The sequence below is a fragment of the Castellaniella sp. genome, from assembly GCF_049650445.1.
Classification (GTDB): Bacteria; Pseudomonadota; Gammaproteobacteria; order Burkholderiales; family Burkholderiaceae_B; genus Castellaniella.
The window spans coordinates 213,518-226,004 of sequence record NZ_JBASAD010000016.1 but is presented as its reverse complement, the minus strand read 5'-3'; the positions used below and the strand labels follow the sequence as shown (position 1 = coordinate 226,004).

12 protein-coding genes are annotated in these 12,487 nt (G+C 64.0%); 10 read left to right on the top strand and 2 right to left on the bottom strand.

Annotated elements, in window-relative coordinates:
• Positions 1 to 4: 4 nt before the first annotated feature.
• Both WA983_RS05515 and radC read right to left on the bottom strand, forming a co-directional pair.
• Positions 5 to 265 carry a type B 50S ribosomal protein L31 gene (locus WA983_RS05515; RefSeq protein ID WP_424247367.1) on the bottom strand — a complete coding sequence of 87 codons (261 nt, stop codon included), beginning with the start codon at positions 263 to 265 and terminating at the stop codon, positions 5 to 7.
• Positions 266 to 458: 193 nt separating this feature from the next.
• Positions 459 to 1,136 (bottom strand): RadC family protein, encoded by a 678-nt coding sequence (radC, locus tag WA983_RS05510; protein ID WP_424247365.1) that lies wholly within the window; start codon positions 1,134 to 1,136, stop codon positions 459 to 461.
• A gap of 51 nt (positions 1,137 to 1,187) precedes the next feature.
• Between radC and WA983_RS05505 the strand changes: the two genes are divergently transcribed.
• The 10 genes from WA983_RS05505 to WA983_RS05460 all read left to right on the top strand — a co-directional run bounded on the left by WA983_RS05505 (position 1,188) and on the right by WA983_RS05460 (position 12,446).
• Positions 1,188 to 1,658: an FKBP-type peptidyl-prolyl cis-trans isomerase gene (locus WA983_RS05505; RefSeq protein ID WP_424247363.1), complete on the top strand. Its 471-nt coding sequence runs from the start codon at positions 1,188 to 1,190 to the stop codon at positions 1,656 to 1,658.
• The gene (ispH, locus tag WA983_RS05500) at positions 1,655 to 2,656 is read left to right on the top strand and encodes a 4-hydroxy-3-methylbut-2-enyl diphosphate reductase (protein WP_424247362.1); all 1,002 of its coding nucleotides are present in this window, start codon (positions 1,655 to 1,657) and stop codon (positions 2,654 to 2,656) included. Before WA983_RS05505 ends, ispH begins: the two co-directional genes overlap by 4 nt.
• Before the next feature lie 112 nt (positions 2,657 to 2,768).
• Positions 2,769 to 4,217 carry a YdgA family protein gene (locus WA983_RS05495; RefSeq protein ID WP_424311714.1) on the top strand — a complete coding sequence of 483 codons (1,449 nt, stop codon included), beginning with the start codon at positions 2,769 to 2,771 and terminating at the stop codon, positions 4,215 to 4,217.
• Between the two features lie 255 nt (positions 4,218 to 4,472).
• Complete coding sequence (locus tag WA983_RS05490; RefSeq protein ID WP_424250106.1) at positions 4,473 to 6,071, top strand: ABC transporter substrate-binding protein; 1,599 nt, start codon at positions 4,473 to 4,475, stop codon at positions 6,069 to 6,071.
• A 111-nt stretch (positions 6,072 to 6,182) separates the two neighbouring features.
• On the top strand, positions 6,183 to 7,211 hold the full coding sequence (gene dppB, locus WA983_RS05485) for a dipeptide ABC transporter permease DppB (RefSeq protein WP_424250104.1): 1,029 nt from the start codon (positions 6,183 to 6,185) through the stop codon (positions 7,209 to 7,211).
• Position 7,212: 1 nt separating this feature from the next.
• A complete protein-coding gene (gene dppC, locus WA983_RS05480; protein ID WP_424250102.1) occupies positions 7,213 to 8,112 on the top strand; it encodes a dipeptide ABC transporter permease DppC in 900 nt (299 codons plus the stop codon).
• Positions 8,113 to 8,116: 4 nt separating this feature from the next.
• Positions 8,117 to 9,112 carry a dipeptide ABC transporter ATP-binding protein gene (gene dppD / locus WA983_RS05475; protein ID WP_424311713.1) on the top strand — a complete coding sequence of 332 codons (996 nt, stop codon included), beginning with the start codon at positions 8,117 to 8,119 and terminating at the stop codon, positions 9,110 to 9,112.
• Entirely contained in the window at positions 9,109 to 10,140 is a 1,032-nt protein-coding gene (locus tag WA983_RS05470) for a peptide ABC transporter ATP-binding protein (protein ID WP_424250099.1), read from the top strand. Before dppD ends, WA983_RS05470 begins: the two co-directional genes overlap by 4 nt.
• A 71-nt stretch (positions 10,141 to 10,211) precedes the next feature.
• Entirely contained in the window at positions 10,212 to 10,616 is a 405-nt protein-coding gene (locus WA983_RS05465; RefSeq protein WP_424250097.1) for an HIT family protein, read from the top strand.
• Between the two features lie 468 nt (positions 10,617 to 11,084).
• Positions 11,085 to 12,446 (top strand): substrate-binding protein, encoded by a 1,362-nt coding sequence (locus WA983_RS05460; RefSeq protein ID WP_424250095.1) that lies wholly within the window; start codon positions 11,085 to 11,087, stop codon positions 12,444 to 12,446.
• Positions 12,447 to 12,487 lie beyond the last annotated feature (41 nt).

Below are 12,487 nucleotides of genomic sequence, written 5' to 3'. Positions count from 1 at the left end.
TTCTTTACTTTTTGACAGTACCAGCGGTGCGGGCGAAGCGGGCGCGGAATTTTTCCACGCGGCCGGTTTCGACGATGCGGGTCTGGGCGCCGGTGTAGAAGGGATGCGATTCCGAAGTCACGTCGCACTTGAACAGCGGGTAGGACTTGCCGTCGATCTCGGTCGTTTCGCGCGAATGCAGCGAGGAACGCGAGATGAACTTGTTGCCGGTCTGCAGGTCGAGGAACACGACCTCGCGGTATTCGGGGTGGATGCCTTCTTTCATGGTGAAATCCGTTGGTGGGTGATTAGGGGTCGCCAGCCGGATGGACGCAAACAGTCGCTTTTAAAAAGCCGGCCCGCATCAGAATCCTGGCAACGTATCCGAGATAAGCCCGTCATTCTACTACGGGAAACGAGGGAAGGTCCAGGGGCGTGGTCCCCGTGCCGTTGCGCCTGGGCGCCGCGCGGCGGCAGGATCAAACCTGCCCCCGCTCCGCCAGAGACGTGACTTCGGTGGCGCCGACGATCAGGTGGTCCAGCAGGCGTACGTCCACCAGGGCCAGGGCCTGCTTCAACTGGCGCGTCAGGGTGAGGTCGGCCGGGCTGGGTTCGGCCAGGCCGGAAGGGTGGTTGTGGGCCAGGATCAGGGCGGCGGCGTGGTGCTCCAGGGCGGCTTTGACGACTTCGCGCGGGTAGACCGAAGCGTGCGACAGGGTGCCGCGTGCGACCTCGGTGCATTCGATCAGTTGCAACTGACTGTCCAGGAACAAGGCGATGCAGTGCTCGACCCGCAGGTGCGCCAGACGCATGGCGCAGAATTGCTTGACCCGGTCGGGCTGGCTCAGCGCGCGGCCGTTACGCAACGGTTCTTCGAGCGCGCGGCGGCTGAGTTCCTGCACCGCCAGCAACTCGCAGGTCTTGGCCGCGCCCATGCCGGGAAAGGCCAGCAGCGCCGAGGATTCCGCCGCCAGCAGGCGGCGCAAACCGCCGAAATGCTCGATCATCCGGTGCCCCATGTCCACGGCGGTGATGCCGCGCGTACCTGTACGCAGCAGCACCGCCAGCAGTTCGGGAGAGGTCAGCGCCTGGGCGCCGTGTCGCAGCAGGCGTTCGCGGGGACGTTCGGAACAGGGGGATCGGATGTCGTGTGGCATGATAGGCCCTAAAATAGATGGGTTTGCATGGATTTCTTATACGGTGGCATTTTGACTTCAACCCAAGCTGCGCAGCACGTCCAACCGGACTCTTATGTCACGCTGCACTACCGCATCGAACTGTTGACCGGTCCCGGGGCCGGGACCGTCTTCGTCGATACCTTTCTGGATCGGCCCGCTACGTTGCAGATGGGCATCGGCCAGTGGGCGCCGGGCATCGAGTCCCTGTTGCTCGACCGCCCCGAAGGCGAACAGTTCACGGTGGACCTGCCGGCCGCCCAGGCCTATGGCGAGCGCAATCCGGACCTGCTGCGTTGGGTCGGGCGCGACGAGATGACGCGCAACGCCCCGCCGGACACCGAGTTCGAGGCGGGCGACATGGTCGAGTTCGTGGCGCCCAACGGCGGCCGCTATTCCGGCGTGCTCAAGACCCTGCGGGACGATGCGGCCCTGTTCGACTTCAACCACCCCCTGGCGGGCATCGATCTGCAGGTCGAAATCAAGATTCTGGGGGTGCTATGAGCAATACCGTGAGCGATCCCTATCAGCCGGATGCTCCGGTCGATGGCGATGGCGTCCCGGGCGCTGAAATCGTCCTGGCGCAGCCGCGCGGCTTTTGCGCCGGGGTGGACCGGGCCATCGAAATCGTCGAGCGCGCCCTGGAAATCCATGGGGCGCCGATCTACGTGCGCCACGAGATCGTGCATAACCGCTACGTGGTCGAAGACCTGCGTGCCAAGGGCGCCATCTTCATCGATGAACTGGAAGACGCCCCTGCGGGCGCAATCGTGATCTTCTCCGCGCACGGCGTCTCGCGTGCAGTGCGCGACGAGGCCGACCAGCGCGGTCAGCGCATCTTCGATGCCACCTGCCCGCTGGTGACCAAGGTCCACGTCGAGGTCGCCCGCATGCGCAAGGAAGGCCGCGAGGTCATCATGATCGGTCACCGGGGCCATCCAGAGGTCGAGGGCACGCTGGGCCAGGCCGACGATGGCATGTATCTGGTCGAATCGGTCGAAGACGTCCAGGTTTTGCAGGTGCGTGATCCCGGTCATCTGGCCTTCGTGACGCAGACCACGCTGTCCATCGATGACGCCGCCCAGGTGGCCGATGCCCTGCGTGTGCGTTTCCCGGGCATCGCCGAACCCAAGAAAAGCGACATCTGCTACGCCACGCAGAATCGTCAGGATGCGGTGCGCGTCATGGCGCCGCAGTGCGATCTGGTGCTGGTGGTGGGCAGTCCGAACAGTTCCAACTCCAATCGCCTGCGCGAGGTCGCCGAGCGCAAGGGCGTGACCGCCTACCTGCTGGACCATCCCGATATGATCGATCCGGCCTGGCTGCCCGGCGCCCGGCGCATCGGCGTGACCGCCGGGGCCTCCGCGCCCGAAGTCCTGGTGCGGCAGGTGATCGACCGGCTGAAGGCACTGGGTGCGCGTTCCGTGCGCCCGCTGGACGGGGTGCGCGAGCAGGTCGCCTTTCCCTTGCCGCGCGAACTGTCCCGCAAACGAACCGAGTGACATTGAAAATCGGATGCTGTAACCCTGGGCCGCACGGGCGTGCCCAGGGCGAACTGTTTTTCATTCAACCGTATGACCGCGCCTCCAGGCGCACTGATGGAGAAACCCCCCGATGAGCGCACGCTCCATGAAGACCGCTGCCGGCCTGGTGGCCGTCCTTGCCCTCGCCTATACCGGCGCCTCCTGGTACGCCGGTCGCACGGCCCAGGAACGCATCGAAACCTGGGTGGATCAGGCGAACAAAGAAATCGCGGCCCAATGGACCTCGGCCGACCCGCGGCCCGTCCTGAAGATCCAGGACTACCGGCGCGGAGTGTTCGATTCGGACATTCGCTATGGCCTGGAGTTCCGCGACGACGAAGGTCAGGAACAGACGCTGGGCCTGCACGACGTGTTGCAGCACGGCCCCTGGCCCTGGTCGGCCTTGCAGCAGGGCGAATGGCGGCCCGTGGCCGCCCAGAGCCTGATCGAGCCTCTTCCGGGCGGCCTGTGGCAGCCCTGGTTCGACGCGCTGCCGGCCGGCACGGCGCCCTGGACCCTGGAGTCCCGGATCGGTTTTGACGGCGGGCTTGCCGCACGTTGGCATCTGGCACCGGTCAAGCTGGCTGACGGCCAACTCGACTTCAGCGGCGGTCTGGTGCGAATCGACTACGAGGCCGCGACGCGTGTGGCGACCGTGTCGGGACGGATCGACCAACTGGCCATCTTCAGTGCGGATTCCGGCGTCCGTGTGCGTTTCGAAGGCCTGGATTTCGACGGCACCACCACCCGCAGCGGCGAGTCCGATCTGCAGTCGCAGCAGCAGGCGCAGTTCGGAAAGATCCTGATCGAGACGGCCGACGTGCCGCCGGTGGTGCTCGTCGGTCCGTCGCTGCGCTCGGATACGGCGCGTACGGGCGGTCTGCTGGACAGCCGGCTGCACTACGACCTGGGCCAGTTGCAGGTCGACAGCCAGGAACTGGGGCGGATCACGCTGGCCCTGTCGGCCGAGCACCTGGACGTGCCGGCGTTGCAGGCTCTGGCCAGCGCGCTGGAACAGATGAGTCAGAATGATGAGGACGAGGGCCTGTCCGAACAGGATCAGCAGCGCCTGCTCACGCTGGTGAAGCCCGTGTTGGCGGCCGGTCCGCGCCTGGGGCTCGAGGGTCTGCGGTGGGAAACCCCCAAGGGGGCCAGCGAATTCAAGGTGCTGGCCGAATTCAAGCCGGTGCCTGAGGGGGCGGACCAGGACGTGGGCGAACTGATCGAACGCGCCATCCGCCAGTTGTCCGCGCAGGTGAATCTGTCCAAACCGATGTTGCTGCAGGTCGTGCGCCAACTGTCGCAGGTCAAGGGCGTGGATGACGGCATAGGCGACCCCGACATGGCCGTCGCGCTGGTCAGCATGATGTTCGACCAGTACATCGGCCAGTACGAGCGCGAGGGTCTGCTCAAGCGCGAGGGTGACGCCGTGACGGCCGATTACCGTTATGCCGACGGTCAGGTCACGGTCAACGGCCGGACGATGTCGCCTGCCGAGTTCATCGAACAATTCGGTGCGGTGGCGGGGCTGGGGGAATAATTCCCTTTTTGCCGCCGGGCCGCCCCAAGGCAAAAAGCGCCCCCCTTGGGGGGGCAGCAAGCAGGCGTCAGCCTGCGCAGCGTGGGGGGGTGACCATTAATTGCGTGAATCACCACTCGGGTAATCCTTGATGCCCGAGTGGTGGAATATGCGCAGTGTTTCGTGCTATTTTTCAAAAAATTTGCGGCAGCAGCGTGATCCGCTGCTGATCTCAGGTTTTCCGCCACTCATGGTCACATCCAAAGAGGTCAGACAATGAACAAAATCTTCAAGCGGACGCTGGGCCTGGCCCTGGTGTCCATGGCCATGGCGACCGCGCAAGCCGCCGACACGACCTACGTCTATTGTTCCGAAGGCTCGCCCGAAGGCTTCAACGCCGCGTTCTTCACCTCCGGCACGACCAATGACGTGACCCACCCGATCTTCGATCGCCTGGTTTCGTTCAAGGCAGGCACCACCGAAACCGAGCCGGGCCTGGCCGAATCCTGGGACGTCAGCGAAGACGGCAAGGTCTACACCTTCCATCTGCGCAAGGGTGTGAAATTCCACGCCAACAAGCTCTTCAAGCCCAGCCGCGACTTCAATGCCGATGACGTGCTGTTCACGTTTCTGCGCCAGAAGGACGCCAACCACCCCTTCCACAAGGTCTCGAACGGCTCCTACCAGTACTTCAACGACATGGGCATGGGGGCTCTGATCGACCGCATCGAAAAGGTCGACGATCACACCGTCCGTTTCGTGCTGACCCGCCCCGAGGCCCCGTTCATCGCCAATCTGGCCATGGACTTCACCTCCGTCCAGTCGGCCGAATATGCCGACGCCATGATGAAGGCCGGCACGCCCGCCAAGGTAGATTCCGATCCCATCGGCACTGGCCCGTTCGAGTTCAGTACCTACCAGAAGGATGCGCGCATCCTGTACAAGGCCTTCAAGTCCTATTGGGGCGACAAGCCCAAGATCGACCGCCTGGTGTATTCCATCACCCCCGATGCTTCGGTGCGCTACGCCAAGCTGCAGAAAAACGAATGCCAGTCCATGCCGTACCCGAATCCGGCCGACCTGGAATCGATGCGCCAGAACAAGGACCTCCAGGTGCTGCAGCAAGCGGGTCTGAACGTCGGCTACCTGTCCTTCAACACCGAAAAGAAACCCTATACCGACGTGCGCGTGCGCCAGGCCCTGTCCATGGCCATCGACAAGCCCGCCATCATCGCTGCCGTCTTCCAGGGCGCGGGCCAGCCGGCCAAGAACCTGCTGCCGCCGACGATGTGGAGCTACAACGACGCGGTTCAGGACTGGCCGCACGACGTGGCCAAGGCCAAGGCCCTGCTGGCCGAGGCGGGCTACCCGGACGGTTTCGAGACCGACCTGTGGGCCATGCCGGTGCAGCGTCCCTACAACCCCAATGCCCGGCGCATGGCCGAGATGATCCAGGCCGACTGGGCCAAGATCGGCGTCAAGGTCAAGATCGTCACCTACGAATGGGGCGAATACCTGAAGCGCACCAAGAGCGGCGAGCACCAGGCCATGCTGATCGGCTGGACGGGCGACAACGGCGATCCGGACAACTTCCTGGCGACGCTGTTCAGTTGCGCGGCGGCCAAGAACGGTTCGAACTATTCCCGCTGGTGCTATCAGCCCTTCGAGGACCTGATCCAGCCGGCCCGCACCACGTCCGACCATGCCAAGCGCGTCGAACTGTACAAGCAGGCCCAGGTCGTGATGCATGAGCAGGCTCCGGCCATCATGATCGCGCATTCCACGGTGTACGAGCCCCTGCGCAAGAACGTTCAGGGCTACAAGATCTCGCCCGTGAGCCGTCACATCTTCGACCACGTCAGCCTCGGCAAGTAAGTCTGCGCCGACCCACGATCCGCGCCCCGGCCCCTGCATCGCAGGCCCGCCGGGGCGCGGATCGTCATGCTTCATTCAATCCTTCGATTTCCGGAGGGGTGATTTCGCACCATGCTTTCCTTCATCCTCAAACGCGTCGGGCTGGCCATCCCGACGTTCATCGGCATCACGCTGCTGACCTTTGCGTTCATCCACCTGATCCCGGGCGACCCGGTGATGATCATGGCGGGCGAACGCGGCCTGTCGCCCGAGCGCCATGCGGCCATGATGGCCCAGTTGGGCCTGGACCAGCCGCTGTGGACGCAGTACGGTCGTTACGTCTGGGGCGTGCTGCATGGCGACCTGGGCACTTCGCTGACCACTCGTGAGCCCATCTGGTCCGAATTCGTGCCGCGCTTCCAGGCGACGCTGGAACTCAGCGTCATCGCCATGGCGATCGCGCTGCTGATCGGCATCCCGGTGGGGGTGCTGGCCGCCGTCAAGCGCGGCTCGTTCTTCGACCACGCCGCCATCACCGCAGCCCTGACCGGCTATTCCATGCCGGTGTTCTGGTGGGGTCTGATGCTGATCATGCTGGTGTCCGTGCAACTGGACCTGATGCCGGTGTCCGGGCGCGTCAGCGCCGGGGTGTTCCTGGACCCCGACGATCCCCTGACCGGTTTCATGCTGATCGATACGCTGCTGTTCGGCGAGGAAGGCAACTTCCTGGATGCCCTGCATCACATTCTGCTGCCGGCCTTCGTGCTGGCGACGATTCCGCTGGCGGTGATCGTGCGCATGACGCGATCCTCGATGCTGGAAGTCCTGAACGAGGACTACATCCGCACCGCGCGGGCCAAGGGCCTGTCGCGCCTGCGGGTGGTGATCGTGCACGCCCTGCGCAACGCGCTGCTGCCGGTGCTGACGGTGGTCGGGCTGCAAGTCGGCGTGCTGATGGTCGGGGCGATCCTGACCGAAACCATCTTTTCCTGGCCGGGGATCGGACGCTGGCTGATCTACGGCCTGCAGCAACGCGACTACCCGGTCGTCCAGGGCGGCGTGCTGATGGTCGCCACCCTCATCATCATCGTCAATATGTGCGTCGATATCCTGTACGGGCTGGCCGATCCGCGCATCCGCCATCGCCGGGGGAGGAACTGACATGTCCACGACCACAAATGCGATTGCAACCGTCCCGGCGCCGCCGGGGCCGTTCAAATCCTTCTGGCAGGACTTCCGCCGCAACCGCGGCGCCCTGATCGGCCTGTACTACATCGCGGCCATGCTGCTGATCGCGATCTTTGCGGGGTGGATCGCGCCGCACGATCCGTCCGCGCAGTACCGCGATGCCCTGCTGCAGCCGCCCGCCTGGATGGATGGCGGCACCTGGCGCTTCGTCCTGGGTACCGACGACGTGGGCCGCGACATCCTGTCGCGCCTGATGCACGGCGCGCGCCTGTCGCTGCTGGTCGGGTTCCTGGTGGTCAGCGTGTCGCTGGTGCTGGGCATCTTCCTGGGGGTCGTCGCCGGTTACATGGGCGGCATCGTCGATATCGCCATCATGCGCCTGGTCGACATCATGCTGGCCCTGCCCAGTCTGCTGATGGCCCTGGTGCTGGTGGCCATCTTCGGGCCGTCGATCGTCAATGCGTCTCTTGCGCTCAGTTTCGTGGCGCTGCCGCACTACGTGCGCCTGACGCGCGCGGCGGTGCTGCGCGAAATGACCTGTGACTACGTGATCGCCTCGCGCGTGGTGGGGGCGGGCGCCTGGCGGCAGATGTTCGTCAACATCCTGCCCAACTGCCTGGCACCGCTCATCGTGCAGGCGTCCCTGGGCTTTTCCAACGCCATTCTGGACATGGCCGCACTGGGCTTTCTGGGCATGGGTGCCCAGCCGCCCACCCCGGAATGGGGCACCATGCTGGCCAACGTGCTGCAGTTCGCCCAGAGCGCCTGGTGGGTGGTGACTTTCCCGGGCCTGGCGATCCTGCTGGCCGTGCTGGCGTTCAATCTGATGGGCGATGGTCTGCGCGACGCCCTCGATCCGCGTCTGAAGGTGTAGGACCATGCTCGAAATCCAGAATCTGTCCGTGCATTTCGGCGAAGAAACCGCACCCTTCAAGGCCGTGGACCGCATCAGCTACAGCGTCCAGGCGGGCGAGGTGGTCGGCCTGGTGGGGGAATCCGGTTCGGGGAAATCCGTCAGTTCCCTGGCGTTGATGGGGCTGATCGACTTTCCCGGCCGGGTGCATGCCGACGCCTTGCGCTTCGATGGCCAGGATCTGCTGCGCATGCCGGAAAAGCAGCGTCGATCCCTGGTCGGGTCCGAGGTCTCGATGATCTTCCAGGACCCGATGACCAGCCTGAATCCCTGCTACACGGTCGAATACCAGATCGCCGAGGCGCTGCGCGCCCACGGTGGCGGTTCGCGCCGTGCGCTGCGGACCCGGGTGATCGAACTGCTGGAGCAGGTCGGCATCCCCGACCCTGAATCGCGCCTGCGGGCCTATCCGCACCAGTTGTCGGGCGGCATGAGCCAGCGCGTCATGATCGCCATGGCGATCGCCTGCAAGCCGCGCCTGCTGATCGCCGACGAACCCACCACGGCGCTGGACGTGACCATCCAGGCCCAGATCATGGACCTGCTGCTGTCTTTGCAACGCAGCGAGGGTCTGGGGCTGGTGCTGATCACCCACGATCTGGCCCTGGTCGCCGAGGCTGCCGACCGCATCCTGGTCATGTACGCCGGCCAACTGGTGGAATCCGGTCCTGCGTCGGACATCTTCCGCCACCCGCGCCATCCTTACACACAGGCGCTGCTGCGGGCGCTGCCGGAATTTTCCCAGGGCGCCGAGCGCCTGGTGTCGCTGCCCGGCGTGGTCCCGGGGCGCTACGACCGGCCTCAGGGCTGTCTGCTCAGTCCACGCTGCCCCTATGCCACCGAAACGTGCCGTGTCCGTGAGCCGGAACTGGCCGGCCCTGCAGGCCGGCAGGTCAAATGCCATACCCCGCTGGATGATGCCGGTCTGCCCACGCAGGCGGCGCTGGGGATCCAAGCATGACAACGCTTCAAGAGCTTGTGCGGCAGGCCACGCCGGCCGCGCCCGTCGAATCCGTCCTGCAGGCCATCGATCTCAAGCGCCATTACGCCGTGGACGGCGGTTTCCTGAAACCGGCCAAGTCCGTCAAGGCCCTGGATGGCGTGTCCTTCAGTCTGCCGGCCGGCCGCACCCTGGCGGTGGTCGGTGAATCGGGCTGCGGCAAGTCCACGCTGGCCCGCGTGCTGACCATGATCGAGCCGCCGACCGCCGGCCAGTTGCTGTACCGGGGCCAGGACGTGTCCCGTGCCGATCCGGCACTGGCGAAACTGCGCCGCAGCAAGATCCAGATCATCTTCCAGAATCCCTATGCCTCGCTGAACCCGCGCAAGCGCATCGGCGACATCCTGGAAGAACCCCTGCTCATCAACACCGGGCTGGATGCGCGCGAACGCCGCGCAAAAGGTCACGCCATGATGGAGCGCGTGGGCCTGCGGCCGGAACACTACGGCCGCTATCCGCACATGTTCTCCGGGGGCCAGCGCCAGCGCATCGCCATCGCCCGGGGGCTGATGCTGGAGCCCGAGATTCTGGTGGCGGACGAGGCCGTCTCGGCGCTGGACGTGTCGGTGCGTGCCCAGGTACTGAACCTGATGCAGGACCTGCAGCGCGATCTGGGCCTGTCCTACGTGTTCATTTCTCACGACCTGTCGGTGGTCGAGCATCTGGCCGACGAAGTCATGGTCATGTACCTGGGCCGGGTGGTGGAGCAGGGCACCAAGGAAGCGATCTTCGGCCAGCCGCTGCACCCCTACACCCAGGCGCTGCTGTCGGCCACGCCGCGCCTGAACGACGCCGACCGGCGCGAGCGCATCAAGCTGTCGGGCGAATTGCCCAGCCCGCTGAATCCGCCGCCCGGTTGTCCGTTCAGTTCCCGCTGCCACCGGGTCATGCCGGTGTGCCGCGAGCGCCTGCCGGCCCTGCTCTCGCAAGGCGGCCGGCAGGTCGCCTGCTTTGCCGTCGAACAGGATATGGGCACTCCGTCCCCCTAGGCTGAGACAGGATGTGCTACCGTGGCCGGACCCTATCCCGGCCACGGGCCTTTCCGGAGTGTGCATCCCCTATGGAAACCGTCTTCACCCGCATTCTGGCCGGCGAGATCCCGGCCGCCATCATTCATCGCGACGCCCGTGTGTTCGCCTTCATGGATGCCGGTCAGTTGAACCCGGGCCATGTGCTGGTGGCGACCTGCGAGCCTTATGCCACCTTGCTCGACATGGACGAGGATCTGGCGGCTGAACTGATGCGCCTGGCCTATCGCGTGGCACGCGCCGTCCAGGACGCCTTTCAGCCCGAGGGGCTGACACTGCTGCAGGCCAATCGTCCGGCCGGCTGGCAGACGGTGCCGCACGCCCATATCCACGTGCTGCCGCGCTACGAAGATGACGGCGTGGGCCTGATCTGGCCGCGCAAGGATCCGGGCATGGATGTGTTGCGCGAATATGCCGCGCGCATTCGATTGGGTTGAATCCAGTCTGCCTGAACCGATATTTTGAGTTTGAATGAACGGGACCCGAGGGTCCCGTTTTTCATGATGCAGTGCAATATCAGGGGTGATTTAGGGGTTATTCATAACTGCGGTTTTCCCTTAAGTGATAACCCTGATTATTTTGCACTGCATCATTCAAGATTAAAATAAATTGCTTTTCTGAATCAAAGAGATACGTCACTCCTCTGTACGGAGTAAGCACGTGTTCTCAGCCCCCTGTCCGCTTCGCATCGGCCCTTGTCTGATGAGCGTAAGTTTTGCGTAAGTTTCAAATTTTACTAATAGCATCACGCAGAAATCCGGCCCTTTGAAAATCCGGTCCGCGATTGACTGCAGAGATAAAAACAAAGCTGTTTCACACAAAAATAAATCGCGGTTTTAGCTGGAATGACTGTGTTTCAGCCGGGTGCATCCGGTGCCCGGGGCCACTTACCAGGAGACAAACCAATGAAAGACAACAAGACTTTGGGACAAGCCATGCAGACGCAGGTCAAGCGCCGTTCGGTGCTGAAGGCCGGGGCTGCCGGGGTGGCCGGTGGCATGCTGATGCCCGGCGCCGCCCGAGTTGCGCTGGCCGACGACAAGAAACCCCTGGGGGCCTGGCCTGCAGGTTCGGAGGGCGACTCCATCGTCCTGGGCCTGACCGTCGATCTGACCGGCCCGTATTCGGCGCAAGGCGCCGCGCAGCAGCGCGGCTACGAACTGGCCGTCGAGCACATCAACAATGGCGATCCCATCCTCAAGGGCATTTCTCCCGACCTCAAGAAAGGGGTGCTGGGCAAGCCGCTGAAAATCGTATCGGCCGATGCTGAAACGAAACCCAACACCGGCGTGCAGTCGGCCACGCGATTCATCCACGACAACAAGGCGATGATGATCTCCGGCAGCACCAGCAGCGCGGTGGCCATTGCCCTGGAAAAGGTCTGCAACCGCGAACATACGCCGTATTTCACGGCCATTTCCGGTTCCAATGAAACCACCGGCGTCGATTGCCAGCGCTATGGCTTCCGCCCCTGCTATTTCGCCTACATGGCCTGCAAGGCGGTTGCGCCCGTGGCTGCCAAGGAACTCGGCAAGAACCGCAAGGCCGCGTACCTGACGCCCGACTACACGTACGGCCACACCACCACGCAGTCGATGAAGGAATTCACCGAAAAAGAAGGCTGGACGACGGTCACCAACCAGGTCCACCCGCTGGGCGCCAAGGACTACAGTTCCTACCTGATCAACATTGCCAATACCGATGCCGATGTGCTGGTGTGCGTGGCCTATGGCGCGGATGCCGCCAATGCCATCAAGCAGGCCAAACAGTTCGGTCTGCTCGACAAGATGAAAGTCGTCGTGCCTTACAGCTCGGCCTACATCGAAGAGGAAGTCGGCGCCGATCTGATGGCAGGCGTCATCGTGGCCCAGGGGTTCTGGTGGACCATGCAGGACAAGTACCCCGAGGCCAAGCACTTCGTCGAAGCCTACCAGAAGAAATTCAAGGGCATGCCGCGCGACTCGTCCTTCTATGCCTATCTGGCCGTGATGGTCTGGGCAGCGGCCGTCGAACGCGCAGGGGGGCTGTATCCGCCCGACGTCATCAAGTCCCTGGAATCGGGTGCCGTCCTGAATCTCGCCACCGGGCCATTCTCGATTCGCCCCGAGGACCACCAGGGCATCGTCAACTTCCCGGTCATGCGCGGCAAGAAAAAGGCCGACATGAAGAACCCGGACGATTACTACGAAATCGTCCAGATCGTCGAGGGCAAGGACGTCGTGCCGGACCTGGGTGTGCTGGGTTGCAAATTGGGTGATTACATCTGAGCAATCCGTTCCTCCCGGGGCTTTGCGGCCCCGGGAGCGGC

What these genes read in the sequence shown, in the direction of transcription:
- ispH (WP_424247362.1), top strand. Translation starts at nt 1,655, where the DNA reads ATGAGCAATACCGTGAGCGATCCCTATCAGCCGGATGCTCCGGTCGAT.
- dppB (WP_424250104.1), top strand. Translation starts at nt 6,183, where the DNA reads ATGCTTTCCTTCATCCTCAAACGCGTCGGGCTGGCCATCCCGACGTTC.
- radC (WP_424247365.1), bottom strand. Translation starts at nt 1,136, where the DNA reads ATGCCACACGACATCCGATCCCCCTGTTCCGAACGTCCCCGCGAACGC.
- WA983_RS05490 (WP_424250106.1), top strand. Translation starts at nt 4,473, where the DNA reads ATGAACAAAATCTTCAAGCGGACGCTGGGCCTGGCCCTGGTGTCCATG.
- WA983_RS05495 (WP_424311714.1), top strand. Translation starts at nt 2,769, where the DNA reads ATGAGCGCACGCTCCATGAAGACCGCTGCCGGCCTGGTGGCCGTCCTT.
- WA983_RS05465 (WP_424250097.1), top strand. Translation starts at nt 10,212, where the DNA reads ATGGAAACCGTCTTCACCCGCATTCTGGCCGGCGAGATCCCGGCCGCC.
- WA983_RS05460 (WP_424250095.1), top strand. Translation starts at nt 11,085, where the DNA reads ATGAAAGACAACAAGACTTTGGGACAAGCCATGCAGACGCAGGTCAAG.
- WA983_RS05470 (WP_424250099.1), top strand. Translation starts at nt 9,109, where the DNA reads ATGACAACGCTTCAAGAGCTTGTGCGGCAGGCCACGCCGGCCGCGCCC.
- dppC (WP_424250102.1), top strand. Translation starts at nt 7,213, where the DNA reads ATGTCCACGACCACAAATGCGATTGCAACCGTCCCGGCGCCGCCGGGG.
- dppD (WP_424311713.1), top strand. Translation starts at nt 8,117, where the DNA reads ATGCTCGAAATCCAGAATCTGTCCGTGCATTTCGGCGAAGAAACCGCA.
- WA983_RS05515 (WP_424247367.1), bottom strand. Translation starts at nt 265, where the DNA reads ATGAAAGAAGGCATCCACCCCGAATACCGCGAGGTCGTGTTCCTCGAC.